Consider the following 24,880-nt stretch of genomic DNA (forward strand, 5'->3'; position numbering starts at 1 on the left):
AAAAACCTCTCACAGATGAGAGGTCGAATTCCCTATTTAAAGTCAATTCGCTTGGCTATTTTATCAATCAAAATAGCACCTACGAGTAGGGACGCTAATTCTCCAATAGCAGTTGTAAACCAGGTCAAGAAAAACGGAGCCCCAGACAAAATTGTCAGCTCTGCAGCTACGGTAAACATAGTGGCTGCAAAGAAAAACGAAAAGTACCAATAGGCCTTGTTAATCATGCCATTGAACAGATATTCGTTTTTATATTTCGAAAACAGCCAGACACCTAAACTGACGAAAACCAGTGTTGATCCACCACCGACAATCACGTCAATCATTCCAAAACTGTAAAAATTTGAAATCATACAACCAATCGTCACAGCGATAATGTATTTGGGATGGATGAAGCCTAAGAAATTTAACATTTCAGAAATACGGAATTGGTAGGCCCCGTAAGAAATAGCATTAAGAGGCGGTGTCACCGTTAAAACGATGTAGAGGGCGGCGACCAGTGCCATTTGCACGTAGTCACGAACAGTAAGTTGTTTCATATAGATTCTCCTTTGGCGGCTAAACCGCTTGTAATATGCTTGGCAAAAGGGAAATAAGTGCCAAGGGTTGCTTTGCAACTTGTCCAGTATAGCATTTTTTTATCAAATATGCTATAGTAATCTCATGAAAAAGTATCTCTCAAAAGAATTTATGTTTACCGTCCTTAATCACGAGATTTTCAAATATCTGGTTGCAGGTGTCCTGTCGACGATTGTTTATACGGTCATTCGTATCAACATCTATCCAATCCTGCAAAATGCGACGATTTCAGCTATTATTGCCAATGTTTTGGCGATTATCTTTGCCTTTATCATCAATGATACCTATGTTTTCGCGCAAAAAGCTATGGGACGGGCTGAACGCTTCATCAAGTTCTTCCTAGCACGGCTATCAACGCTGGTTTTGGATTTTGGTTTGGCCTGGCTCTTGGTCGACACCTTCCCAGGTATCATCGGCCAGTTCGTTCACAATGACATGAACTGGGTTAACGCCATTGCAACCTTGATTGGCCAAGTCCTCATCATGGTCACCAACTACTTCATCAGTAAGCTCTTCATCTTTAAGCATAAAAAATAGCCTGCTCTTTCGAAGCAGACTGATTCAGGAGGTTAACACAAGTCCAATCTCTCTTATTTTGGAAATAAATAACTATACGCAGTGGTTGATTGACTTCTTTGTTCGCTTTTCAAGCTTCAAAGATGATCTAATCAACTTTGCGGGGGTGGGAAGACGAACTCTTTTTAGCTTGGCTGAGTTCTTTCCCACTCCCTTTTTTCTTAGAAAATTTGGATACAATAGCAGAGACTGAGCTGCGCCTAGTCTGAAATTCTGGTTCGTAAATCCCTTGAAAACTGGCATTGATAATTGCACCAATGATGACGACATTGGTGATAAAAATAAACCAGAGCATAATTACCAGCACAACAAAGAAAGATACAAAACGAAACTCAGAAAAGCGATTGATGAAATTGCTGACATAAATTGAGAAGAGCCGCGAGACTGTACTCAAGGTTACCACTACAAAAATAGTCCCCGGCAGAATATAGCGGAATTTCCTGATCTTCACATTTGGCAACAGATAATAGACGAAGAGTAAAACCGCAACTAGAGACCCCAGCGTAGCTGGTAGGGTCAAATCCAACAAGGTATAATAGAGGTCATTATCAAAAGGAATATGCTCATGCAAGAGATGAACGAGAGTCGGACCAAAGGTGGCCACTAAGGTCGTCACAATCAAAGCAAACTGCAAAATCAAGCCGACGATGATACCGACAATCCGACTGAGAATCATCCCACGATGGTCCGTCATCCCATAAGCCTTATTGATGGCCTTTTGTAACACCGAGATGGACTGAGAAAAGGTCCATAAGGTCGTCACGATAGACACCCCAATCCAGCCTGAAGACGGCTGCGTCAAAATAGAACTGACAATCCCAGCTACAGAATTATAGAGCTGGTCTGGCAAAACGGTCTGCAGGACCTTGAGTACATCCCCTGCATTGATTTGCAGGTAGGGCAAGAGACTGGCCAGGAGCATGAAAATAGGTAGGATTGATATCAGCAAATAGTAGGCAACTGCTACTGCCGTAAACTCAAGTTCTGCTGACTGGAAAAAGCGCAGAAAATTCTTGATAAAGGGAAGATTTAAAACTTTTTTCATAGATGCATTCGTTCTTAGTTCACTAGCGAAGATAGCTTAAGTAAGGCTGTCAATAGTACCAAAATTACCTAGACTACAGACTGATTAGATACTTAAAAAGTCTAAGAGGATATAGGAAACTTCTTTCCAGTTCGAGTCATTTTTCAGACAGACTGATCTTAATAAGTTCTTTCCTCACCTTGGCTGGTCAAGATGACAGGTCCATCCTTAGTGATAACAAATTGGTGTTCGTATTGACAAGACAGGCCGCCATCGAGGGTCTTGTGGGCCCATCCGGTCTTCATATCAGTATCGATTTCCCAGGTACCGGTGTTTATCATAGGTTCGATGGTCAGGACCATACCTTCCTTAAGGCGAAGGCCACGGCCAGCAACTCCATAGTTTGGTACCATCGGTTCTTCATGCATGGTTGGACCAACGCCATGACCGACAAGGTCACGCACCACACCGTAGCCACGACTTTCTGCATAGTCTTGGATAGCCGCCCCGATATCACCGATACGGTTACCGACCTTGGCTTGCTCAATCCCAATATACATGCACTCGCGGGTCACGTCCATGAGGTTTTGAACCTCTTCTGAGACTTGACCAACTGCATATGCCCAGCAGGAATCCGCCAAACCACCCTTGTAATCTTGGGTATAGGTTTTCATCTCCGCTACGTTATCAAAGTTCAATTTAGAGACATCAAGGACACTCTTATCCAAAGGCTCAGACAGGACCATATCCACCTTGAGGAGGTCACCTTCCTTGAGGATATAGTGGCGAGGAAAGGCATGGGCCACTTCGTCGTTGAGGCCACAGCAGGTCGCATAAGGATAGTCCATCACAGCCCCATCTACTCCAATTTGGAGAGGGAGGACATTTTCTTCCTTACAGCGTTTGCGGACGTATTCTTCAACCGCCCACATGTCAACGCCAGGCTTAATCACCTCACGTAGGCCGATATGGATGGAGGCTAAAAAGTCTCCTGCTCGGTCCATGGCTTCAATTTCGCGCGCTGATTTTAATGTTATCATTTCATTCTTCTTTCTAAGGTTTTTCTCGTAAAAATAGCAGAGCAAAAACCAGACCAGGTCTGCGCTCTGCTATGGTCCAAAGGCTAATTGACACGGGTTGTGACGAAGGCCTTAACCACCAAGGTATTCTGGCTATAGATTTCAAAATCAAGGCTGGAATGACGGCGATTTTCCGCAATCACCCGCGGCTTGAAAATCAAGACATCGTCAATCTGAACAGCCTGTAAAAAGTATAACACCATTTGGTCAATAATGATATTCTTTTTACTTTTACGGGTCAAGGTGCATAGAGTGAGCTCTCTGATAACCTCTGTCAGGACACCATGAGCCAAATTGCCAGCTGAGTCAATCATGGCTGGTTCTACCCGAAATTCATAGCCCTGATACCCCTCCTTGATGCGGGTGATAATCTGGTCACTGTAGGTATGGAGTTTGGCATGACGGGCATCTTCCATGCCTTCCATGACTTGACGTCGGGTAATCACACCCAACAAGGTCTGATCTGCAGCCACGACTGGCAACATGTCGAAATCCTCGTAAATCATCCGTTGCCCAATGTTGGCCAGACTGTCGGTCGGCTTGGTCAAGGTTGGATTTTTGGTCATCAGTTTATCGAGCGTAATATCTTCGCTTTTGCCCGCTACATCTCGCATGGAGACAACACCGACCACCATATTGTGCTTATTGACGACTGGATAGCGGATATGTTTGTTCTTCTTAATCAGATTATTGTAGTCCTTGACCGTTTGTCCATCCGTCAGATAACCATAGTCACTCTTAAAATGGTAGACCTGGTCAACGGTCTTAATATCTGTCTTAATGCGAACATTGGAAAGGGCCTGGTTAATCATGGTCGCCACGGTAAAGGTGTCATAGTTGGTCACCATGACTGGAATCCCTAGTTCATCCGCCGTCTCCTTGACCTTGTCCGATGCTTCAAAGCCACCCGTAATCAGGATAGCATTGTGATTTTGCAGGGCCAGGAGCTGAATATTCTCACGGTCACCGACGATTAAGAGACCTCCCTTGACCAAGTACTTGCCAATATTGTCCAGGGTCATAGCCCCAATCGAAAACTTGGAGAACTCATGACCAAGACCAGACTGACCAGCAACAACTTGAGAATCAGACACCTGGGCAATTTCTTGATAGGTCAATTTCTCCAATTTTGCCTTGGATTTTTGCTCGATGCGGACTGTTCCTGATCGTGGTCGAGTTTCTACCAAACCACGATTTTCAGCCTCTTTGATAGCCCGATAGGCGGTCCCATCACTGACCTTGAGATGGTTGGAAATAGACCGCACACTAACGCGCTTACCGACAGCCAATTTTTCCAGATAATCCAAAATTTCCTGGTGCTTACTCATAGCGATACCCGCTCTTTCTCATTTCAAATAGACAATAACGACGAACCTGCTTGCTATAGCGGTCGCTTCCCTTGTACTCACGAACCAGCCTGAAACCTGCCTTTTGCGCCACCCGCTGACTGGCTAGATTTTCCTTATGGGTGATAATAGCTAAGCTTCTAAGATGAAGCTCCTGGAAAGCCAAAAAGGTCAGATTCTTGAGAGCCTCACTGGCTAGGCCACGCCCCCAGTAATCCTTATGAATAAAGTACCCCACTTCTGCATGCTGGGAATTAAAGTCCATATTTTCCAGACGAATGGCACCGATGAGCTTGCTAGACTTTTTCTCCTCAATGGCCCAAACCCCAAGGGGTTCCTTCATGAAATAATGGACCATAAAGGTTAGACTCTCCTGAGGGGTCACCTGGGTTGGAAAGATAAAGGCTAAATTCTCAGGATTGCCAGCTATTTCATAAAAATCTGCTTGATCTTTATAGGCAAAGGGACGCAGCAGCAAACACTGGGTCTCAAACTCCGCAAACTGTGCTAATCGTATCATCATATCCATACTGTTATGATACAGTTAAAGCTGATAAAAGTCAATAGTATCAAGGAATCAGAACTAAAAATAAAAATTTTCAATAGTACAGTTAGCTAAAAATTGAAAGTCTTGGAGTCATTTAAGGTTTCTCTAGGATTTCTTTAAGAATTTTTAAGGGCTGGTTGGGTTTAATAGTCTCAATCAAAAAAGGAAGAGGACACTATTATGTCACTATCAAATAAGCATTCCCAACAACGATTCACGATTAAAAAATCTTCAAAATGGAAAACTGCAGGCTCCGTCCTAGTCGCTACAGTCATCTTTGGAACAAGTTTAGTATCAACCTCTGGTGTTTCCGCTGATGAAACGACGGTTACTACTGCCTCAACCACCACAGATAGCTCCGACACTTCGGTAGATTCAGCAACAAATTCTACGGCAAATTCTGATACTTCATCGATAGCCGATACTGCTACAAGCTCCTCAACGGCTTCAGAATCGACAGCTGCAACTGCCTCAACAGCTACAACTTCAGATAAGGCTACTGACACAAGTTCTGAGAGTACTGATTCTACAACAGATACGATGGTAACAGATACTACTGCATCTTCTGGAAACTCAACAGAAGCAAACACTGATGCTACTACAAGCTCAGAATCAACGACAACGAACAACGATGCAACAACAAATTCTGATTCAGCAACAACCGAAACAGCTTCAACGGACACTACTAGCACATCAAGCTCCGATAGCGACACAACAAATACTACTACGGCTTCTACTGCTCCAGATAAAAATACATCTTCCGAGACAGCAACAACATCTACAGATTCTTCTAGTGCGCCTACAGCGTCAGCTACAATAACAGTTTCAGATACAGGAATCAATGTGGATTCCTCTGATAGTGATGCCGTGACTACCACTGACTCTACTGTTTCCATCAATCAAGCCGGAACCTATACCCTAACAGGAACTGGTTCTGATGTTACGATTACTATTACTTCTAATGTTTTAAGCTCAGTCACCTTGATTTTGGATGGTTTAACCTTGTCAGGTTCACAAATCCTATCCCAATCTGAATACGAAGTTTATATCATTACTACTGCTGATTCATCCATCAGTTCAAGCTCTGGTAACGGGATTGAAGCCGAAGGTACCGTAACTTTGACCAGTCAAAATGGTGCGAGCTTAACTGTTACCTCAAGTTCAAAACATGCGATTAAGGCAGATGCTATTGTCATTGATGATGCCAACCTCACTCTCACTTCAACAGCCAAGGACGGCATCAATGCAACCAGTGCGGTCACCATTACAGATTCGACTGTAACTATCACAGCTACCGATGACGGCATCCAAGTCGAGGACACTTCGGATGTAAATTCAGGCGATATCACCATCAAAAATTCAACCGTTACTGTCAATTCTACTGATAAGGGTATCACTGCTTCTGACGAAATTCTCATCGACGGGGATAGTACAACGGTCACCATCACATCAGGAGACGAAAGTCTTGAAGGACGCTACGTCAATTTACAGGGTGGAACCATTTCTATTGTTGCTGGAGACGATGGCATCAACGCCAAGGAATGGACGACAGATACTGACTATACAGATGCTGTCGCTGCTCTAGGTAGCTATACGATTGAAAACGATGTAGCCATTAACATCAATGGTGCAAATGTAACTGTCCTTGCTGCTGGCGACGGGATTGATGCGAATGGTAATGTTAGCGTTAAGTCTGGTTATCTCTACGTCACTCAAACTTCTTCAGACAATGCAGCTATTGACTATGATGGTACGGGAACCATTTTTGGTGGTACTGTTTGGGCCATTGGAAATCAAGGAATGGCCCAGGCCTTCTCGACTGGTTCTAGTCAATCTTATATCCAAGCCAACATATCTGGTTCTACTGGTCAAACAATCACCGTAACAGACAGTCAAGGCAAGGTTGTCGGTACTACAACTGCGACAACTTCCTTTGGAAATGTCGTCTTCTCAACAGAAGCCTTAACGTCAAACAGCACCTACACCATTACGGTGACAGACACTGATGGCAATGTCATCTCTACAACTACTGCAACGGCTACAACAGAGACCAGTTCGATGGCCTTTGGTCCTGGAGGTATGGGAGGAACCATGCCAGACGGTAGCACCTTTGACCCCTCTACAATGACTGGGACTATGCCTAATGGGGCAACCTTTGAACCTTCAAGCATGATAGGGACAACTCCACCTGCTCTGCCATCTGACCAAAACGGAACCAATCCATTTGCCAACAATGGCACAACACCACCAACTCCACCGACTGGAGGCTTCGGACTAGGAACTGCAAATTTAACTCCTACTAGCGTTGAAACTACAACAACAAATGTTGCTACTGAAACGCGGACAGTAAATGCAACTCCTGTTAGCACAGAAGCATCAGAACAGCCTGCTACAGCAACTGCTACTGACACTAACACTGTAACTGTTCCAATTACCTTTAATACTAACTCTACATTGGCACCGACTTCAACAACAAAACCATCAAAATCTAGTACGGATGCAACAACTACTGATAACACCTCTGAAACTTCGAACGAGGATGAAACAGCATCAAGTTCAGCACCAAATGAAGAGACTAACACAGCTACAAATACGACCACAACAATTAGTGAAGTAACCACAGAGGATAAAACTTATGCAACAGATACTGAGAAATCTTCCGGCACTCAGAAAAAAAGTGCTACTTCAAAAAATGATCCATCAGCACACTCTAAAACAAAGAGCAAGAACAAGACCTCAACAAAATCAAGCAAAACAAACAAAGGAACAAGTGCGAGCTATTCCCGCGTTGCCAAAAATGCAGCAGGGCAATCTAGCACTAAGTCAACTTCAACGACGCTCACAAGCTTGCCAGAAACAGGAGAAGAAACCAGCCAAGCAACGTCAGTTCTTGGAACAGCAGCTCTCATTTTCGGAGCCCTGGGTCTCGGTTATAGCAAACGTCAGAAAAACTAATGCCTAGTCTGATATAGAAAAAACATGATGAAATTTCTCTTCATCATGTTTTTTTGTCTTTTTAGATTCTTAGCCTTAAACTTCTGAACGCCAGATGTCTTCACTGTATTGGGCAATGGTTCTATCTGAGGAGAAGAAACCAGCCTGGGCAATGTTGTGGATGACCTTGCGGTTCCAACTAGCTTGGTCTTCGTAGTCCGCAAACATACGTTCCTTGGTCTCGATGTACTCTTCCAAGTCAATCAGAGTCATGAACCAGTCCTTGTTGAGCAATTCTTGATAGAGGCGGTTGAGGCGCTCTGGATTTCCCAAGGTCAAAAGTTCAGGATCAACGATAAAGTCCACAGCTTCCTTAATGACTAGGCTGTTAGCGTAGAGCTCACTTGAATGGTAACCAGAGGTTTCATAGAGATCAATAATAGTATCTGAGTCTTTACCAAAGGTGTAGATGTTTTCTGCTCCAGCCAGCTCTGCTATTTCCACATTGGCACCGTCCATGGTCCCAAGTGTCAAGGCACCATTCAACATAAATTTCATGTTCCCAGTTCCTGATGCTTCTTTAGAAGCCAGAGAAATTTGCTCAGAAATATCAGTTGCAGGAATCAGTTTTTCTGCCACAGTAACATTATAGTTCTCAACTAAGAAAACATTGAGGTAAGGTGAGACGTCTGGGTCGTTGTTGATGAGTTCTGACAGGCAGAGAATGAGGTGAATGATGTCTTGGGCAATGGTATAGGCAGGGGCTGCTTTTCCACCAAAGAGCACGGTGATTTTACGCTTAGGCAAGTTACCACGCTTAATCTCCAAGTACTTATGAATAACATAGAGGGCATTCATCTGCTGACGCTTGTACTCGTGGAATCGTTTGATTTGAGTATCAATGATGGAATTTTCATCCAATTCAATTCCCTTGTTGTCCTTGAGGTAACGCTTGAGAGCTAACTTGTTTTGGAATTTTATAGCTGCTAGGCGTTCTTGAACAGCTGGGTCATCCGCAAAAGCTGCCAATTTTTCCAGTTGAGTCGCATCTGTTAAGTAGCCATCTCCGATTAAGTCTTTGATGTAAGCTGCCAGGTCTTGGTTGGCAAATTCTAGCCAGCGACGGAAGGTAATTCCGTTGGTCTTGTTGTTGAATTTCTCTGGATAGAGGTCGTAAAATGGCTTGAGCTCGCTATGTTTGAGAATCTCTGTATGGAGAGCCGCTACGCCATTGACCGAACGAGAGAAGTGAATATCCATGTGGGCCATGTGCACTCGCTCGGTCTCATCGATAATTTGAACCTCAGCTTGAGGATATTCTTCACGAACCAGGCTATCTAAACGCGTAATAATATCAACCAGATGTGGAACAACTTCCAACAAGAAGTCAATCGGCCATTTTTCCAGAGCTTCAGCCAAAATCGTGTGGTTGGTATAGCCGACCATGTCTTTGACGACTGCAACAGCTTCATCAAAGTCCAAACCATGAACTTCCGTCAAGAGGCGAATCAGTTCAGGAATGACCATAGATGGATGTGTATCGTTGATTTGAACGAAGGCGTAGTCAGCCAAATCATGAAGGTTAGATCCACGTTCCAAGGCCTCATCAATTAAGAGCTGGGCCGCATTGGACACCATGAAATACTGCTGGTAAATCCGCAACAATTCCCCATTTTTATCCGAATCATCAGGGTAGAGGAAGAGGGTTAAGTTTTTGGCAATCTCCGTCTTATCAAAGGTAATTCCTTCTTCCACCAAGCTCTCGTCTACACCTTCCACATCAAAAAGATTGAGGTAGTTCTTAGTGTCACGTTTGTAACCCAAAACATCCATACGATAGAGCTTAGATGTCAAGGTGAAATCCTTGAAGGGAACCTTGTAGGAAACACTTGTCGGCAAGAGCCAAGATTGTTCCGTCAACCAAACGTTTGGAACAGCCTCTTGTTGATTGTCTTTGAAGACTTGTTGGAAAAGACCATAGTGATAGTTGAGTCCAACCCCTTCACCATTGATGCCCAAGCTTGCCATGGAATCAATAAAACAAGATGCCAAGCGACCAAGTCCACCATTCCCTAAGGAAGGTTCTAATTCAACATCTTCAACTTCGGCTAGAGACTTGCCTACCTCTGCCAATTCCTCTTGGATATCTTGGTAGATCCCAAGGTTAATCAGGTTATTAGACAAAAGTTTTCCGATGAGGAATTCAGCTGAGATATAGTAAACCTTACGTTTACCGGAATTTTTAGACTTATCTGCGGCCTCTTGGCTCACAAACGTCAAGAGTTCCGTGTAGATTTCTTGGTTGGTCAATTCTGCTAAGTTGAGTCCTTTTGACGCAACAAAAGCTGTAAATGTAGACATGGGGGTCTCCTTTTCTGTATTCGAGTATAAACTGTTTTTTTAGGCTTCTTCTGCCTCTTCTTGAGCATTTTCTTCCAGCACTTCAGGCGCGCGATCATAGAGCAGGGTTAGCTTGGTCAAAAAGTCACGATGTTCGTCGGTAATGTCTTCTTCCAACATCCGCCATTCCCAGTTTCCACCAACGGTATTCGGCAGATTGATACGACTATTGGCTGGCTTATCAAGAATATCCTGCATACAAGCAATGGCAACATTAGACACACTACTAAAGAGATTGCGGAGCATGGCATGCGTGATTTTCTCATCTGGATGACGGTGGAGGTAGGCATCCGCAAAAGCTGCTTGTTCCTCCGTCAGGTTCGCATACCAGCCATTAACCACATCATTATCATGAGTTCCAGTGTAGGCAATACTGTTAACCGTAAAATTGTGTAGAATATCAATGCTATTGGCGCGGGTGTCAAACAAACCAAACTGCAGAATCTTCATCCCTGGGAAACCAGAATCATCAAGTAATTGCTCTGCCTTGGCATCAATATAGCCCAAGTTTTCCGCAATAATCGGTAGGTCCCCCAGCGCATGTTTCACCGCATCAAAGAGGGCAATCCCTGGCCCTGATACCCACTGACCAGTCTTGGCCGTCTCTGAACCAGCAGGAATTTCCCAGTAGTCTGAGAAGCCCTTGAAATGATCAATCCGAAGCAAGTCACAAAGTTTCAAACTTTCTGCAATCCGGTAAATCCACCAGGCAAAACCAGTCTCTGCATGCTTAGGCCAGTCGTAGATTGGATTTCCCCAAAGCTGACCGACATCGGAGAAGGCATCAGGTGGGCAACCCGCAATATAAAGCGGTTTACGATCTTCATCCAGCTTGAACAGGTCCGGCATGGTCCAAACTTCCACGCTATCAGCCGAAACGTAGATTGGCATGTCACCAATAATCTTGATACCTTGCTCATTGGCATAGGTCTTCAGAGCCAACCACTGACTGAAGAAGAAATACTGAACCACCTTGTGGTAGGCGATAGCATCCGCTAATTCTACCCGCAGTTCCGCCAAACGTTCCGGATTTCGCTTGATAGCCCTTTGATCAGGCCACTCCTGCAAGGCAACTAGGCCAAAATGCTCCTTGATGGCCATAAATTCAGCGTAATCCCCTAACCAGGAAGACTGCTCCTCCTCAAAACCAGAGAGACGAGCACGATTGGCTGAATCCGCTAGAAAAGCTCGCGTAGCCTTTTCCAAGACCTGTCTTCTAGAGTCAAATAGCAGAGCATAATTGATGAATTCTGGATTATCCCCAAAGTTTGCCCCATCTATATCAGCCAGGTTCAGCAACCCCTCAGCTACCAAGAGTTCCAAGTCAATCATATTGGTATTGCCAGCAACTGCCGAGAAAGACTGATAAGGAGAATCCCCGTAGCTGGTCGTTGTCAGAGGGAGAATTTGCCAATATGTTTGCTTAGTTTCCTTCAGAAAATCGACAAAGTCATAGGCAGCCTTACCCATTGTCCCAATACCATAAGCTCCTGGCAGGGATGTCACAGGCATCAAAATACCACTCAACCGTTGTTTCATACAGACTCCTTTCGAGGGTTGCTCATGCAATCCCTTGCTCGAATAATTATAATCTAGATTTATTTGTCTAAAACCATCTTAACGCAAACGATTGCATAAGTCAAGAAAAATCACAAAAAAATCCGTAATCACCTCTAGTCCCTAGATAAAAACCTAGTTAAGCGTACTGCACTACCATCATTACTTCATCGTTTATAATACAACCACAAAACATTTTTATCTGGCCTTTATAAACCTTTTAAATTCCTCAACTACTCAGCTAAACTTATTATTCCAAAGTAAATTATTAGGGCCGCAACACTATTCTCGAGAAGATCGACTCAGGCGCCCGCCAAGACCACGCACCGATTGTGCTTTAGATTGAGATGTAAGAGAAAAGTAAGAGAAAACCCACGCTAGAATTAACTAGCGTGGGTTCTTAGGCGTTTGAAAAGTTGTAGAGTTGCGGGTACTCGTGGCACTCTGGGTTTTTAGGATGGCAGATAGCCCGCCCAAAGTAAATCATGGCCTGATGGGCTGCCAGCCACTCTTCCGGTGGCAAAATGGCACAAACATAGTCTTCCACTTCCCGTGGAGTGGAAGATTTTTTGACAATATCATGATGCTTGCAGATCCGCTCTACATGGGTATCCACCGCAAAGGCTGGGATCCCAAAGCCGACACTCATAACGACATTGGCCGTCTTTCGTCCAACTCCTGCCAGACTTTCGAGCTCCGCACGAGTGCTTGGTACGACGCCACCAAAGTCATCGACCAACTGCTGGGCACACTTTTTCATGAACTTGGCCTTGTTGCGGTAAAGTCCAAGGGTTGCGATGTACTTGGCCAGCTCATTTTCTGACGCTGCTGCCATAGCTTCTGGCGTTGGAAAAGCCGCAAAGAGAGAAGGCGTTGCCTTGTTGACAGCCGCATCCGTCGTCTGGGCCGACAAAAGAACCGCGATGAGCAGCTCGAAATGATTGCGAAAATTCAGACTAGGCTGGGCATCTGGAAAGAGCGCAATAATCTCCCGAATAACATGCCGTGCCCGCTTTTGTGATAAAACCATGACTACCTCCATAGATTATTCTCAATCAAAATCACCAGTAGCCAAGACAGGATGACGCCGGCATAAGAGAGTTAGGCAAGAAACCCTAACGATGGATTCTGTTGATTTTGGAAGAGAATCAATAGTTCTATTTTATCATAAGAAGAGAAAAAGAGAGCTTGATAGCTCTCTCGGTTCTTATCCCCAGACTTCGTCAATGACTTCTTTGACCAAAGTCAATTTTTTCCATTGATCTTCGTCGGTCAAGATGTTGCCTTCTTCTGTTGAGGCAAAGCCGCACTGGGTTGCTAACCATAACTGCTCAAGTGGAATAATTTGACTAGCCTCACGGATGCGTTTGATGATCTGGTCCTTATCTTCCAAGGTACCTTCTTTGGTCGTAATCAAGCCAAGCACGGCTACTTTATTTGGATCCTTGAACTCTGCCAAAGGCTCAAAGCCACCTGCACGGTCAGTGTCATACTCCAAGAAATAGGCTGTCGCATGTTCCCGACCAAACAGGGTTTCTGCCACTGCTGTGTAGGGACCTGTTGTCGCATAGCTGGATTGGTAGTTTCCACGACAAACATGGGTATTGATTTGCAGGTCTTCTGGCAAATCTACCAGCGCTGCATTGTTAGCAGTCAAAAGATTTTCCCGCAAAACGTCTTTTGGAATCACCCCTTTGAGCACCTTTTCATAAAAGGCATCGTCAATGATAGCACCCCAAGTACAGTCATCCAACTGGATAGTCCGCGCACCTTCTTCGTAGAAAGCCAAGATAGACTCACGGTAAGCGGCAGCCAAGTCCACAATCAAGTCTGCTGGATTCGGATAAAACTCCAAGGCTTTTTCAATATTGGTACCGCGTTGCAACTCTGCCAAACACTGGGCAGGTGCAGGAATGGTCACTTTTGCTTCAACCCCACGCGCATCTGCCAGTTGTTTGAGGAAACGATAGTGGGCAATAAACGGATGATTTTCCTTGGTAAAGCCAATCTTTCCAGTCACAACGGCAGAGTCATCGTTGGTCTCCAGTCCTTCAAATTGAAGACCTTCTCCGTACTGAATCCGCTCGATTCCGTCAAAGCCCCAGAAATAGTCAATGTGCCAGTTACCACGACGAAACTCCCCATCCGTCACCTTTTCAAGGCCAACCGCAACCTGCTTGTCGACCAACTCGGTAATTAGTCGGTCTTCAACAGCCGTCAATTCTACTTGGCTGATTTCGCCTGCTTCAAATTGACGACGAGCTGCTTTCAATTCTTCTGGTCGCAAAAAGCTTCCCACGTGTTCAAAATATTTCTTTGTCATATCGACACCTCCGATGTTGATTTCATATTCTGATTATATCAGAGGCTATTTTACTTGTATAATAGTCTTTTTACGCAAAAAGGTATAACTCTAAGCTATACCCCTAATGCTTCATACACTGTCTTGTATCCCACCTGCAAGACCTTATCGTCCTTGATCAGGATTGGCCGTTTGATCAGCATGCCATCCGCCGCCAGCAGTTCCAAGGCCTCTTCGATCGTCAGCGTATCAAACTTGTCCTTAAGCCCCAAGGCACGATAGCTGTTGCCACTGGTATTGAAAAAGCTCTTGAGCGGCACATTGGATGCCGTCAGCAGGTCTTTCAAAAAGGCCACACTCGGCGGATTTTCCTTGATGTCGATAGCTTCAAACTCCACACCCAGCTCCGTCAACTCCTTCTTGGCCTTCTTACAGGTCGTGCATTTTGGGTATTCGTAAAAGATATAGCTCATTATCGTCCTCTTTTTCTTTCTTTTTTTGGGAAATGGCAGAGCAGGTCAGCTGATATTGCTCACGCCTTCATGTGCCAGTAGCCAAGCTTTCTTGTCCAACCCACCGGCATAGCCCGTCAGACTGCCATCACTTGACACCACACGGTGACAAGGAATCAAGATAGACCAGGGATTTTTCCCAACCGCTCCACCGATGGCTTGGGCAGACTTACAACCCCGTTTCTCCGCCAGGTCTTTGTACGTCACGGTCTGACCGTAGGGAATTTCTACCAGATCAGCCCAGACCTTCTGTTGAAAGTCCGTTCCGACAGCTGCCAAAGGTAGCTCCACGCTAGGACATTCCCCTGCAAAATAGCTGTCCAGCCAGGCACAAGTAGCATCCAGCACTGGTGACATTCTCATGATAGGCTGACTAGTCAGCCCACGCTCAAAGTAGGCCTGCCCCACAAACCAGCAACCGACAAGGCCTGTCTCATCTGCCACTAGTGACAAGTCTCCAACAGGCGAGTGGTAAAGGGTTTTGAACAGCATCAGTCTCGTACCTTTGGTTTGCCGTCAGCGGTAAGCAAGGGGGTGATAGCAGTTGCCACTCCTTGTTTGACAACTAGGTATTCAACACCCGTTTCCTTATCGACCAGCAACTTGCCTTGTTCCTCAAGGGATAAGGAAAACCAAGTGCTGAGTTCAAACCGCTCCGCAAGCTTTTCTCGTTCTTCTTTTTCAGAACGTTTTTGGTCTTTTTTCTCATCTGTCTCAAAAAACATCATATGCTCCTTTACTCTGCCTTTTCCTTCATTATACCAAAAAGCTAGCCCTCTATTCAAGGACTAGCAACTACATAAAGCCTCGCGTGATAGGTCCTCCCCTCACTTTGGCAGGTCTCAATCAAGGTGCTGACCGACAGAGACGTCTCTGTCAAGACAGGGGACAAACCGCCCGCCAGCCAGCACCAGGTCTGATCAGTGTCACCACGGTCAAAAAAGGTCTGATAGTAGTCCTCATCAAAAAAGACGATGATCTGCGACAACTAGGGATTGTCCTCACGGATAAAGAGAACCGACTGACAAAAGGGCAGGCCCTTGGGGTGGCTGGCCACCAGGTCCTCAAACCAGGCCAAGAGATCAGCCAGCAACTGACGACGAATAGGCTTATGAAGCTTTGTGGCATCTGCAAGCAAGCGCTGCGACGCATGGAGGTCAAGATAGGGGGCAATCTCCCTCGGTAGATTTGCCAGCAACTGCTTGAGCTTGCGAGTCTGACCACGAAAGGGTTTCAAGTGACCCATCTACTGCCCCTTAATCACGCGCACTTTGACGATGTTGGCATCCGCTTCAAAGGTCGTAACTAAGGCATCAATCTTGCTCTTGTCGGTTTCGTCAAGGTCAAGGATGGTATAGGCAAAGTCGCCTTTTGACCGGTTGATGATATTGTCGATATTGATGTTTTGCTCAGACACGGCAGTTGAAATCTTAGCCACCATGTTTGGCACGTTTTTGTTGATGAGGGTAATCCGATATGGCGCATCGAGAACCTGGTGCATATTAGGGAAGTTCACCGAGTTGGTAATTTCACCGGTATCCAAGAACTGGCGAATGGTCTTGCTGGCCATGATCGCACAGTTTAGCTCTGCTTCTTCGGTTGAGCCACCCACGTGTGGGAAGACCGTGATGCCGTCCTTGTTGAGGAGTTCTTCTGTCCCAAAGTCAGTGATGTAGCGTTTGACCACACCGGCTTCCAAGGCCTCAAAGAGGGCTGCGTTGTCCACCAGCTCCGCACGGGCAAAGTTGATGAGGGTTGCCCCTTTTTTCATTTGAGCAAAGGCTGCGCTGTTAAAGGTATCCTTGGTGTCAGGTGTCAATGGCACGTGGATGGTGATGTAGTCAGACTGGCTGAAAATCTCTTTCAAGTCATTAACACGCTTAACATGGCTAGAAATGCTCCAAGCTGTTTCAATGGACACATAGGGATCGTAGCCAAGGACATTCATACCCAGACGGCGAGCGTCGTTGGCAATCCGTGCCCCAATCGCACCAAGCCCGATAATCCCGAGGGTCTTGCCAGCAATTTCAGTACCAGCAAACTGGCTCTTGCCTGCTTCAATTTGCTTGGACACATCCGCACCAGACAGGGTATTAGCCCAGGTCGTCGCTGAGAAATAATCCCGCGCTGACAAGAAGAGGGACGTCAAGACAGCTTCTTTCACCGCATTGGCATTGGCACCAGGCGTATTGAAGACCACGATACCAGCAGCTGTTGCTTCGTCAATCGGGATATTGTTTGTCCCTGCACCCGCACGGGCAATGGCTTTGAGGTTGCTTGGCAGGGTGACACCGTGCAAGTTCTCAGAGCGGATGATGTAGGCATCTGGATTGTCTGCCTTGTCACCGTCAATTTGAAAGGCGTTACCCAGCTTTTCCAGGCCGATTTTATTTATGTTGTTGTAGGTTTTAACACTGTAGACCATAATTTTTCCTTTTCTGTTGTCGTATTGCTACTTCTCGTCTGCCACACCAAAGAGGGGCTTGTCTGCTGTTTCTGCAATCAGCCAGCGGTCTTCTTCATTGATTTCCTGGTAGAGGCTGGTTTCAGATTTGTGCTTGATTTTTTGGTAGACCAGGCGCACACCATGCAGGGGAACCTTGCCACAATAGGTAAAGCCAAGCTTGTCCAAGATATGCTGCATGGTGGCATTTTTCTCATGGGTGTCGCAACGGAAATCGGGACCTTTTTCTCCCTCAATCAAGCCCTGCAAGAAGGTCTGAATGATGCCTTGGCCGGCAAATTCATCCGCCACTGCCACTCGGTGAAAGGTCACGTACATGTAGTTGTTGTGGAGCCACTTGCCCTCATAGATGTCATTGTAGCTGGCTTCATTGCCCTTGCAGACCGCGGCATAGGCAGCCACTTGGCCATTGATCAGAGCTACGTAACCCCGACTTTCCAGGATATCGTCGAAAATCGTGTCCTGATTGGGATAGCCGTCCTGCCACTGGTCACTGCCAGATGCAGCCAGACGGACCTTTGCCTGCTCGATGATTTCTAAAATACGGTTGAGTTCATTGGGATGGGCTAAACGAATTTCCATAATTATCCTCACTGGGGAAAATAGCAGAGCGGCTAGCCCTGCACTTTCCTAAGATTACTTATTTTCAGCTTCAAAGGTCTTCATGAAATCAATCAAATCTAGAACTCCTTGGCGTGGGAAGGCGTTGTAGAGACTAGCACGCATTCCACCAACAGAGCGGTGACCCTTGATATTTTTAAAGCCTGCGGCTTCTGCTTCCTTAGCAAATTTGGCATCCAAGTCTGCTGAAGGAGATACGAATGGAATATTGGCAACTGAACGCTGCTCTGCTATGCGGACCGGACTAGTATAGAAGTCAGACTGGTCGATGAAATCATAGAGCAAACCAGCCTTCTCACGGTTGATTTTTTCCATCTCATCAACCCCACCAATCTCCTTAACCCATTCAAAGACGAGCTTAGAAATGTAAATGCTGTAAGCTGGCGGTGTATTGTAGAGGGACTCATTGTCAACTTGAATACGGTAGTCCAACATGCTAGACAGAGCTGGCTCATCATTGAGGAAGTCCTCACGGACGATAACCACGGTGACTCCAGCAGGCCCAATATTTTTTTGAGCTCCGGCATAAATCATGGCAAAATCTTCGACATTATAACGAGCTGCCAAGATATTAGAGGACATGTCAGCGATAACTGGAACGCCATTTGTATCAGGAACTGTGTAAAGAGCTGTTCCTTCGATCGTGTTATTAGTCGTTAAGTGAACATAGGCAGCATCAGTATCAATATCAGCCTTATCAAAGGTTGGCAACTCTGCATAGACGATGTCCTCAGTTGAGCCCAACAAAATAGGTTCAAATGGGATTGTCTTAGCCAACTTAACAGCCTCAGTGTAGGCTTTTTTACCCCAAGACCCACCGACTAAATAGTAAGCCTTTTTGCCTTTTGCAAAATTGAGGGGAATCATCGAAAATTGCAAGGATGCGCCACCCTGCATAAAGATAACCTTGTAGTTATCAGGAATAGCCATCAATTCGCGCAAGGTTGCTTCAGCACCCTTGATAATATCATCAAAATCCTTGGAGCGATGGGACATCTCTAACACACTCATCCCCGATCCATTGTAATCGAGAAACTCAGCCTGAGCTTTTTCAAGGACAGATTTGGGCAAGACCGCTGGACCTGCAGAGAAATTGTAGATTGTCATAAAGACCTCCAAGAATTAAAAGTTTTAACCATTATATCACAATTGTCTGAATTTTGCCTATTTTCTTGATGTTTTTCTTAAAAAACTTAAAAACGATTGTCTTTTCACTAATCTTTAAGAAAAATCAGCTGGTCATTAACAGGAAAAAACAAAAATGATATAATAAAATAAATATATTTGAAACGAGGAAACCTATGTTAAAAGAATTTTGCGCTGAAAATCTTACCGACCTCCATAAATTAGTTGGAACGGACATCACACGCGTTGAGCTCTGCGATAATCTTGCCGTTGGTGGCACGACTCCATCCTATGGTGTCCTCAAGGAGGCAACTCGCTATCTGCACGAGCATCAGATTACCGTTGCACCTATGATTCGTCCCCGCGGTGGTGATTTTGTCTATAACGACTTAGAACTTAAAATCATGGAAGAGGATATCCTCAAGGCTGTTGAGCTGGAAGCTGACGCCCTAGTTTTTGGACTTCTAACGAAAGATAATCTACTGGATGTCGATGGCATTGACTATCTCATACCAGCCTGTCAGGGGGTCGACATGGTCTTCCACATGGCCTTTGACCTTATTCCTCAAGACCAGCAACTGGCTGCTATGGATCAATTAATTGAGTTTGGCTTTAGACGTATCTTGCTACATGGCTCAGCAGAACGCCACAACATTTTTGACAATATCGACCACATCAAGACCCTCTTAGAGCATGCAGATGGACGAATTGAGATCCTACTTGGTGGCGGTGTAACCAAGGACAATTGCCAAGAACTGTTATCACTAACAGGGAGTAATCAGGTCCACGGCACCCAACTAATTTAGTCATTCCCAATACCAAAATAGATACACTTTAAATCTCTTATGAATTTGATCGGTTCTGGACAGCAGCACCATTTGGGATAAGCTGAAATCCGAGCATTCGAAATACTTTGAAATCTAGTGCTTAGGTTACTTGATACCCCATCTTCCATAATCCATCCATGAAGAAATCATTTCAATAAGTAAAAAGACTTGAAATCTGGATTTTTAAAACACCAGATTTCAAGTCTTTTATGTTTGTAATTTTAGAATTGGCAAGATAGATTGATATAGACATAAGAAGGTTAGGTAAGGGATACTAACACAAAGGACACCCTAAAACCCTTCATCCTCATAGAATTTAGAATTAACCAAATATTTTGGCTGGTAATTGGTAATCATCTGGACCAAAAACTCAGTCAAGTCCGCATAGCTTGCCTCATCAGCAATCATCTCCTTGTAGGCCTCGCGTTCCTCCTCGTTGGCGATTTTCTTGAAATAACCCCACATGTGCTGAAAGGCCGTCCGCTGAGTCGCTCCCGTTGGAGCAATGGTTCCCGCTTCTGCCAAGAGACGATGAAGCTCGGACTCTTTTTCAGCCGACCAGGCGTCGCCTTTAAAGAGTAGCCTCAGCGCATTATAGTGAGCCTGGGAGTGTCCCATGACCCAATATTTGTGGTAGGCCCAGGTTTCTTGTGCTCCGGTCATCCCTACTCCTCTCAGTCTCGATTATGATAGGCATTGTAGACCTCTTGGCGGTTAAGCTTATAAGTCTTGGCAATGGTCTTAATAGCCTGATTAGGCTTGAGTCCGCTTTGAATTTCCTGGTCGATGAGGGACAAAATATCCACATCAGTAGACTCTTGTTCGACACGCGCCAGATCTGCATCCAGCCCAGAAACGATAATCAGGCACTCACCCTTGAGCGGTTGCTCGTCGATATAGGCAATCAACTCACTGATGGTTCCGCGCTGATATTCTTCGTAGATTTTAGTCAATTCTCGGACAACAACCGCTGGACGATTACCGTAGACTTCCAACATATTTTCCAAGGTATCTTGGACCCGGTAGGGAGACTCGTAGAAAATTTGTGTCTCTGGATAGGCTAACTTGTCTTGGAAAAAGGCCTTCTGCTGCCCTGCTTTTCTCGGAAGAAAGCCATAAAAAATATGGGGTTGGGGAGCTAGACCAGAGGCAATCAGAGCCGTAATCCCTGCTGATGCCCCAGGCAGAGCCACTACGCTGATGTCCTCAGCAATAGCTGCCTTGACCAAATCATGACCTGGGTCTGAGATGCTAGGTAAGCCTGCGTCTGAAACCTGAGCCAAGGACTGGCCAGACTTTAGTAAGTCAAGTAGGTCAGGGATCTTCTCAAAAGCATTGTGTTCATGAAAGGAAATCTGGCGGGTCTCAATCTCAAAATGCTTAAGCAAGAGCCCAGTATTACGGGTGTCCTCCGCACAAATCCAGTCCACTTCTTTAAGTGTTTGGACCGCTCGAAAGGTCATGTCCTCCAGGTTCCCAATCGGTGTGGGAACAAGATAAAGGGTGCCATAGACTGACTGCCCTTTGAATGATTTTTGTACTTGCATGTTTACTCCCTGTCTAACAAGAGTGAGCAAAAAACACAATCCTCTTGATTTTCACGGTGTTGACCATAAAAATCATTACAAATATGGAAGCCTTCTTTATAGATAGACTCTAGGCGCTCCATCCCATGATATTGCAGTTTACTTGATGGATTCGCCGTTGTTTGCTCCAGACGCTCACGAAGGTTATTATTCTCTATCCGTAGACGGACATTCTCCTCCGTTATCAACTTAACCTGCTTCTTAATAGCCTCAACTTCCGCCAAAGCCACCATTAAATTCTGAGAAAAATCCTCAAAAGATTGAAATATCTGTTGTTTATCCATATACTGTGACCTCTTCTAACTCATAGCGGAGACTGACTGGTTTTTCGTCCAATCGAATGGTAAGGGTATGACCCAGGATATCTAGCCCCGTCACTACCCCTTGGCCGTCCTTAGTAACAACGGTCGTCCCGACATCAGGAAACTTCTCCCGTGCCTCACGGTAAACCTCATCCTCAAAACTAAGGCAACACATGAGTTTGCCACAGGCCCCAAGATTTTTATTGGAAGCTAGAGACAGGTTTTGATTACGAACCATCTTGATGGAGACGGGTGGAAATTCACCCAGGAAGGTCGAACAGCACAGGGCCCGTCCACAAGGACCTAGACCACCATAGACCTTTGCCTCTTCACGTTGGTTGAGCTGACGCAATTCAATGCGAGCCTTGAAATGTTGGGCCAAATCCTTGAGCAAACTTCTAAAGTCCACTCGACCCTCTGCTGCAAATGAGATGTAAACGTGGCTGCGGTCAAGGGCATAGACAAGGTCAATCAACTTCATGGGAAGACCGTGCTCTGCTATCTGTCCCTTAACCCAATCAAATCCAGCTTGTGCAGCCAAAATATTATCGTGATAGATTTGGAGATCTCGGTCACTAGCTGGCCCTTTGACCCTGGCCATCTGGAGAGGAAGTTTTGCCTCATCCACCTCACGACTAGCCAAGCAAACCTGAGCCAAACGTGGGCCTTTTTCTGTCTCAATGACGACAAATTCATCGATTTCGTAAGATTGATCAGGGAGAACATAAGTTAAGTCTCCCTGTTCTTCATAGCGTACGCCTAAGACTCTTGTCATTTGAGTACCATATATTCCATTGCATTTTGAAAGCTGACATTGGCCTGCCACATGAGTCTAGCTTCATGGAGCTGGCTAAGTAAGGTAGTTTTTAGGGTTGGAGATTCGATATTGGACAATTGAATGGTCAGAATCTGAAAGAGTCTATCTTGGTCTTTCTTCTCGTTGGCTTGATTAGCCAGGCGGGCTACTTCTAGATAAGCCTGCTCCTTTGACTTCAGTAAGACTTGAACAAAGGTCTGACCAACTCCAATCAGGTCTTGAACCTTCTGGTCCTTGAAAAGTTGATCCGCAGACTCAGGACTGGTTGCCAACTCAGCCAAAATCATAGCCTGAGTTTTTAATGCACCCTGCCCTTGCAAATATTGGACTAGGAAATCCCTATTCTTGGGAAAGTGAAAGACCTGGCAGCGACTCTTGATGGTCGGAAGAACCTTGGTTTCATCAGAAGTCAGCAGAATCAAGTAGACTTCTGATTGGGGTTCTTCCATAAATTTAAGCAGGCTATTAGCCGCATTGGTGTGCATCTTATGGGCTTCTCTGATGATGAAGACCTGGGCATTGCCCTCGTAACCTGACCGCGAGAAATCTCGCGTCAGCTCACGGATAGTCTCCGTCTTGATGATAGTCCCTTGAGGCTCAACCACTTGGACATCTGCAAATTCCTGCTCTGCTATGAGCCGACAAGATCGACACTGACCACAAGGCTGACCCTCACTCTGCTCCTCACAGAAACGACTCTGAGCAAGATAAATCGCCATCTCAAAGCTGGCAAAATCCCCAGAAAAAAGATAGGCATGGCTCATCCGGCCTTCCGATAAAATCTGTTGAAAAGTCGGAAAAAGTTGGGGCTGTAGTTCCTTGAGTTCCATCCTAGGCCTCAATTCGTTGGCAAATTGCCTCAAAAGCAGCTTCCACAACCGCCTCAAGCGATTGACTTGCGTCGATAACGACGAAACGCTCTGGCTCAGCTTCTGCCGTCTCCAGATAGCCCTGACGCACCCGCTGATGCATGTCCAATTTTTCCAAATCCAAACGGTTGACCTCCCGATCAGCATTAGCTTCAATCCGAGCCAAACCAACCTCTGAAGGCACATCAAAAAGCAGAGTCAAATCAGGCTTATGCCCATCCGTCGCATAGTCATTCAACCAGGCAATGGCAGAGCTGTCAAGCCCACGGCCGTAGCCCTGATAGGCAACCGAACTATCAATAAAACGGTCCACCAAAACCAAACTCCCTGCCTCAAGTGCAGGAAGGACTCGCTCAACCAAGTGCTGGCGCCGAGCCGCAATATAAAGCAAGAGCTCCGTCTTATCATCCATGGCTGTATGGGTCACATCTAGGATGACCTCTCGAATCTTCTCTGCAATTTCAATACCGCCTGGCTCACGTGTCGTGACAATTTCACCTTCAAACACAGCCTGTAAACGCGGGATTAAAGCCTCTAACACACTGGTCTTCCCAGCACCATCAGGACCTTCAAACGTTATCAATTTTCCCTTTGCCATCATCTATCCTTACTACTTTCAATTACCTCTTATTCTACCAAAAAATTAAGGAAAAGAAAATCAGGCAGACAGTTTTCTCCGAAGAAAAACGCTGCTGAAAAATCAACAACGTTTCTGAAACTTATGAAATAGCCTTGGCAGCCGTGCGAGCAATACTATCTACAATAACCCCTTGCGCTTCCACATCAGCTTTTAATTGGTCCAAGTCCATATCTCCATCGATTTGAATTTCAACCACAACCTTACCAGAAGGACGATTGGCAAGGACATTGCGACGGATATTGAGTCCCTTGTCCGAAATAACCTTAACCACTTTTTCAAGCACTCCAACCGTATTATCGGTCAAAATACGAACCCGAATGCCCTCTTCACCGTAGCCAGAGACTTCAAGGAAGGTTTTGAACACATCCTTATCCGTGATGATACCAACCACATATTGGCCATCAGTAACCGGCAAAACTCCCACATTATGCTTCATCATGAGGTAGATGGCATCTTCCAGGCTGGCATAGGGTTCTACAGTCACAACATTCTTAATCATGACATCGCCAACCTTGGTTTTGTTGAGCAAGTAGTTCATTTCATAAATGGACAGAGTCGTCGCCTTGGATGGACTAGCTTCAGCCAGTGTTCCTTCCGTTACCAGACCAACTAACTTGTCATGCTCGATAACAGGTAAACGGCGCAGCCCCTGTTCTCTCATGAGATCAGCAGCATGAGCCACCGTAGTTTCAGGAGAGATATAAACTACTTTTTCCGTCATAAAATCCTTAACAGCCATAGGAAAACCTCCAAAATCATTATTTTCTCTATTA

At 45.4% G+C, this 24,880-nt stretch carries 27 protein-coding genes and 1 riboswitch; of the genes, 3 read left to right on the top strand and 24 right to left on the bottom strand.

Translation table 11 applies throughout. From position 1 onward, the window contains the following. Positions 1–32: 32 nt before the first annotated feature. The gene (locus ACFORF_RS00330) at positions 33–539 is read right to left on the bottom strand and encodes a QueT transporter family protein (RefSeq protein ID WP_380424199.1); all 507 of its coding nucleotides are present in this window, start codon (positions 537–539) and stop codon (positions 33–35) included. Next, positions 539–635, bottom strand: a riboswitch (PreQ1 riboswitch). Its footprint overlaps the gene before it by 1 nt. Before the next feature lie 28 nt (positions 636–663). Here ACFORF_RS00330 and ACFORF_RS00335 point away from each other — a divergent pair. Then, complete coding sequence (locus ACFORF_RS00335; protein WP_380424201.1) at positions 664–1,116, top strand: GtrA family protein; 453 nt, start codon at positions 664–666, stop codon at positions 1,114–1,116. 127 nt (positions 1,117–1,243) lie between these two features. On the opposite strand, the gene ACFORF_RS00340 is transcribed toward ACFORF_RS00335, so the two are convergent. The 4 genes from ACFORF_RS00340 to ACFORF_RS00355 form a co-directional block, all read right to left on the bottom strand. Next, positions 1,244–2,200 carry a YihY/virulence factor BrkB family protein gene (locus ACFORF_RS00340; RefSeq protein ID WP_380424203.1) on the bottom strand — a complete coding sequence of 319 codons (957 nt, stop codon included), beginning with the start codon at positions 2,198–2,200 and terminating at the stop codon, positions 1,244–1,246. 158 nt (positions 2,201–2,358) lie between these two features. After that, positions 2,359–3,219: a methionyl aminopeptidase gene (locus ACFORF_RS00345; RefSeq protein ID WP_380424205.1), complete on the bottom strand. Its 861-nt coding sequence runs from the start codon at positions 3,217–3,219 to the stop codon at positions 2,359–2,361. An 83-nt stretch (positions 3,220–3,302) separates the two neighbouring features. Continuing rightward, a complete protein-coding gene (gene spxR, locus ACFORF_RS00350; RefSeq protein ID WP_380424207.1) occupies positions 3,303–4,586 on the bottom strand; it encodes a CBS-HotDog domain-containing transcription factor SpxR in 1,284 nt (427 codons plus the stop codon). Continuing rightward, positions 4,579–5,133: a GNAT family N-acetyltransferase gene (locus tag ACFORF_RS00355; protein ID WP_380424209.1), complete on the bottom strand. Its 555-nt coding sequence runs from the start codon at positions 5,131–5,133 to the stop codon at positions 4,579–4,581. Before ACFORF_RS00355 ends, spxR begins: the two co-directional genes overlap by 8 nt. Positions 5,134–5,331: 198 nt before the next feature. Between ACFORF_RS00355 and ACFORF_RS00360 the strand changes: the two genes are divergently transcribed. Next, on the top strand, positions 5,332–8,106 hold the full coding sequence (locus ACFORF_RS00360; protein WP_380424211.1) for a carbohydrate-binding domain-containing protein: 2,775 nt from the start codon (positions 5,332–5,334) through the stop codon (positions 8,104–8,106). 75 nt (positions 8,107–8,181) lie between these two features. Here ACFORF_RS00360 and glgP read toward each other — a convergent pair whose 3' ends face one another. From glgP to serC, 12 genes are all read right to left on the bottom strand, one after another. Beyond that, complete coding sequence (gene glgP / locus ACFORF_RS00365) at positions 8,182–10,446, bottom strand: glycogen/starch/alpha-glucan family phosphorylase (protein WP_380424213.1); 2,265 nt, start codon at positions 10,444–10,446, stop codon at positions 8,182–8,184. A gap of 39 nt (positions 10,447–10,485) precedes the next feature. Further along, complete coding sequence (gene malQ / locus ACFORF_RS00370) at positions 10,486–12,024, bottom strand: 4-alpha-glucanotransferase (RefSeq protein WP_380424215.1); 1,539 nt, start codon at positions 12,022–12,024, stop codon at positions 10,486–10,488. Positions 12,025–12,442: 418 nt separating this feature from the next. Next, positions 12,443–13,072, bottom strand: coding sequence for an endonuclease III (gene nth, locus ACFORF_RS00375; protein WP_380424217.1), 630 nt, complete (start codon positions 13,070–13,072; stop codon positions 12,443–12,445). A 177-nt stretch (positions 13,073–13,249) separates the two neighbouring features. Continuing rightward, positions 13,250–14,365 carry a 5-methyltetrahydropteroyltriglutamate--homocysteine S-methyltransferase gene (locus ACFORF_RS00380; protein ID WP_380424219.1) on the bottom strand — a complete coding sequence of 372 codons (1,116 nt, stop codon included), beginning with the start codon at positions 14,363–14,365 and terminating at the stop codon, positions 13,250–13,252. A gap of 95 nt (positions 14,366–14,460) precedes the next feature. Next, positions 14,461–14,817, bottom strand: coding sequence for a Spx/MgsR family RNA polymerase-binding regulatory protein (locus tag ACFORF_RS00385; protein WP_380424221.1), 357 nt, complete (start codon positions 14,815–14,817; stop codon positions 14,461–14,463). 45 nt (positions 14,818–14,862) lie between these two features. Next, positions 14,863–15,351, bottom strand: a complete 489-nt coding sequence (locus ACFORF_RS00390) for a methylated-DNA--[protein]-cysteine S-methyltransferase (protein ID WP_380424329.1) — start codon at positions 15,349–15,351, stop codon at positions 14,863–14,865. Beyond that, positions 15,348–15,581: a DUF6440 family protein gene (locus tag ACFORF_RS00395; RefSeq protein WP_380424223.1), complete on the bottom strand. Its 234-nt coding sequence runs from the start codon at positions 15,579–15,581 to the stop codon at positions 15,348–15,350. The genes ACFORF_RS00390 and ACFORF_RS00395 overlap by 4 nt, the downstream gene beginning before the upstream one ends. Positions 15,582–15,637: 56 nt before the next feature. Beyond that, positions 15,638–15,844 (bottom strand): DUF3916 domain-containing protein, encoded by a 207-nt coding sequence (locus ACFORF_RS00400; protein ID WP_380424225.1) that lies wholly within the window; start codon positions 15,842–15,844, stop codon positions 15,638–15,640. Further along, positions 15,845–16,102: a hypothetical protein gene (locus ACFORF_RS00405; protein ID WP_380424226.1), complete on the bottom strand. Its 258-nt coding sequence runs from the start codon at positions 16,100–16,102 to the stop codon at positions 15,845–15,847. Next, positions 16,103–17,281 (bottom strand): 3-phosphoglycerate dehydrogenase family protein, encoded by a 1,179-nt coding sequence (locus ACFORF_RS00410; protein ID WP_380424228.1) that lies wholly within the window; start codon positions 17,279–17,281, stop codon positions 16,103–16,105. A 27-nt stretch (positions 17,282–17,308) separates the two neighbouring features. Continuing rightward, the gene (locus ACFORF_RS00415) at positions 17,309–17,902 is read right to left on the bottom strand and encodes a GNAT family N-acetyltransferase (protein WP_380424230.1); all 594 of its coding nucleotides are present in this window, start codon (positions 17,900–17,902) and stop codon (positions 17,309–17,311) included. Positions 17,903–17,956: 54 nt separating this feature from the next. Beyond that, entirely contained in the window at positions 17,957–19,048 is a 1,092-nt protein-coding gene (gene serC / locus ACFORF_RS00420; protein ID WP_380424232.1) for a 3-phosphoserine/phosphohydroxythreonine transaminase, read from the bottom strand. Between the two features lie 194 nt (positions 19,049–19,242). Between serC and ACFORF_RS00425 the strand changes: the two genes are divergently transcribed. Then, positions 19,243–19,872 carry a copper homeostasis protein CutC gene (locus tag ACFORF_RS00425; protein WP_380424234.1) on the top strand — a complete coding sequence of 210 codons (630 nt, stop codon included), beginning with the start codon at positions 19,243–19,245 and terminating at the stop codon, positions 19,870–19,872. A gap of 312 nt (positions 19,873–20,184) precedes the next feature. Here ACFORF_RS00425 and ACFORF_RS00430 read toward each other — a convergent pair whose 3' ends face one another. The 7 genes from ACFORF_RS00430 to ACFORF_RS00460 form a co-directional block, all read right to left on the bottom strand. After that, positions 20,185–20,556: a DUF1722 domain-containing protein gene (locus ACFORF_RS00430; RefSeq protein ID WP_380424236.1), complete on the bottom strand. Its 372-nt coding sequence runs from the start codon at positions 20,554–20,556 to the stop codon at positions 20,185–20,187. An 11-nt stretch (positions 20,557–20,567) separates the two neighbouring features. Continuing rightward, the gene (gene rsmI / locus ACFORF_RS00435; RefSeq protein WP_380424238.1) at positions 20,568–21,440 is read right to left on the bottom strand and encodes a 16S rRNA (cytidine(1402)-2'-O)-methyltransferase; all 873 of its coding nucleotides are present in this window, start codon (positions 21,438–21,440) and stop codon (positions 20,568–20,570) included. 2 nt (positions 21,441–21,442) lie between these two features. After that, positions 21,443–21,763 (bottom strand): DNA replication initiation control protein YabA, encoded by a 321-nt coding sequence (gene yabA / locus ACFORF_RS00440; protein WP_380424240.1) that lies wholly within the window; start codon positions 21,761–21,763, stop codon positions 21,443–21,445. Beyond that, positions 21,756–22,556, bottom strand: coding sequence for a PSP1 domain-containing protein (locus tag ACFORF_RS00445; protein ID WP_380424242.1), 801 nt, complete (start codon positions 22,554–22,556; stop codon positions 21,756–21,758). The genes yabA and ACFORF_RS00445 overlap by 8 nt, the downstream gene beginning before the upstream one ends. Next, positions 22,553–23,428, bottom strand: coding sequence for a DNA polymerase III subunit delta' (locus ACFORF_RS00450; RefSeq protein ID WP_380424244.1), 876 nt, complete (start codon positions 23,426–23,428; stop codon positions 22,553–22,555). Before ACFORF_RS00450 ends, ACFORF_RS00445 begins: the two co-directional genes overlap by 4 nt. A gap of 1 nt (position 23,429) precedes the next feature. Then, positions 23,430–24,065 carry a dTMP kinase gene (tmk, locus tag ACFORF_RS00455; protein ID WP_380424246.1) on the bottom strand — a complete coding sequence of 212 codons (636 nt, stop codon included), beginning with the start codon at positions 24,063–24,065 and terminating at the stop codon, positions 23,430–23,432. A gap of 121 nt (positions 24,066–24,186) precedes the next feature. Further along, positions 24,187–24,846, bottom strand: coding sequence for a CBS domain-containing protein (locus ACFORF_RS00460; RefSeq protein WP_380424248.1), 660 nt, complete (start codon positions 24,844–24,846; stop codon positions 24,187–24,189). Positions 24,847–24,880: the final 34 nt, after the last annotated feature.

This window comes from Streptococcus caprae (genome assembly GCF_042649745.1).
In the GTDB taxonomy this organism is placed as follows: domain Bacteria; phylum Bacillota; class Bacilli; order Lactobacillales; family Streptococcaceae; genus Streptococcus; species Streptococcus caprae.

Coding starts and splice junctions, on each gene's coding strand:
- ACFORF_RS00340 (WP_380424203.1), bottom strand. CDS start 2,200: ATGAAAAAAGTTTTAAATCTTCCCTTTATCAAGAATTTTCTGCGCTTT.
- ACFORF_RS00345 (WP_380424205.1), bottom strand. CDS start 3,219: ATGATAACATTAAAATCAGCGCGCGAAATTGAAGCCATGGACCGAGCA.
- tmk (WP_380424246.1), bottom strand. CDS start 24,065: ATGGCAAAGGGAAAATTGATAACGTTTGAAGGTCCTGATGGTGCTGGG.
- ACFORF_RS00380 (WP_380424219.1), bottom strand. CDS start 14,365: ATGACAAAGAAATATTTTGAACACGTGGGAAGCTTTTTGCGACCAGAA.
- ACFORF_RS00330 (WP_380424199.1), bottom strand. CDS start 539: ATGAAACAACTTACTGTTCGTGACTACGTGCAAATGGCACTGGTCGCC.
- ACFORF_RS00450 (WP_380424244.1), bottom strand. CDS start 23,428: ATGGAACTCAAGGAACTACAGCCCCAACTTTTTCCGACTTTTCAACAG.
- ACFORF_RS00395 (WP_380424223.1), bottom strand. CDS start 15,581: ATGTTTTTTGAGACAGATGAGAAAAAAGACCAAAAACGTTCTGAAAAA.
- ACFORF_RS00460 (WP_380424248.1), bottom strand. CDS start 24,846: ATGGCTGTTAAGGATTTTATGACGGAAAAAGTAGTTTATATCTCTCCT.
- nth (WP_380424217.1), bottom strand. CDS start 13,072: ATGGTTTTATCACAAAAGCGGGCACGGCATGTTATTCGGGAGATTATT.
- yabA (WP_380424240.1), bottom strand. CDS start 21,763: ATGGATAAACAACAGATATTTCAATCTTTTGAGGATTTTTCTCAGAAT.
- serC (WP_380424232.1), bottom strand. CDS start 19,048: ATGACAATCTACAATTTCTCTGCAGGTCCAGCGGTCTTGCCCAAATCT.
- ACFORF_RS00415 (WP_380424230.1), bottom strand. CDS start 17,902: ATGGAAATTCGTTTAGCCCATCCCAATGAACTCAACCGTATTTTAGAA.
- ACFORF_RS00360 (WP_380424211.1), top strand. CDS start 5,332: ATGTCACTATCAAATAAGCATTCCCAACAACGATTCACGATTAAAAAA.
- glgP (WP_380424213.1), bottom strand. CDS start 10,446: ATGTCTACATTTACAGCTTTTGTTGCGTCAAAAGGACTCAACTTAGCA.
- ACFORF_RS00405 (WP_380424226.1), bottom strand. CDS start 16,102: ATGGGTCACTTGAAACCCTTTCGTGGTCAGACTCGCAAGCTCAAGCAG.
- rsmI (WP_380424238.1), bottom strand. CDS start 21,440: ATGCAAGTACAAAAATCATTCAAAGGGCAGTCAGTCTATGGCACCCTT.
- ACFORF_RS00335 (WP_380424201.1), top strand. CDS start 664: ATGAAAAAGTATCTCTCAAAAGAATTTATGTTTACCGTCCTTAATCAC.
- ACFORF_RS00445 (WP_380424242.1), bottom strand. CDS start 22,556: ATGACAAGAGTCTTAGGCGTACGCTATGAAGAACAGGGAGACTTAACT.
- malQ (WP_380424215.1), bottom strand. CDS start 12,024: ATGAAACAACGGTTGAGTGGTATTTTGATGCCTGTGACATCCCTGCCA.
- spxR (WP_380424207.1), bottom strand. CDS start 4,586: ATGAGTAAGCACCAGGAAATTTTGGATTATCTGGAAAAATTGGCTGTC.
- ACFORF_RS00410 (WP_380424228.1), bottom strand. CDS start 17,281: ATGGTCTACAGTGTTAAAACCTACAACAACATAAATAAAATCGGCCTG.
- ACFORF_RS00385 (WP_380424221.1), bottom strand. CDS start 14,817: ATGAGCTATATCTTTTACGAATACCCAAAATGCACGACCTGTAAGAAG.
- ACFORF_RS00430 (WP_380424236.1), bottom strand. CDS start 20,556: ATGACCGGAGCACAAGAAACCTGGGCCTACCACAAATATTGGGTCATG.
- ACFORF_RS00355 (WP_380424209.1), bottom strand. CDS start 5,133: ATGGATATGATGATACGATTAGCACAGTTTGCGGAGTTTGAGACCCAG.
- ACFORF_RS00425 (WP_380424234.1), top strand. CDS start 19,243: ATGTTAAAAGAATTTTGCGCTGAAAATCTTACCGACCTCCATAAATTA.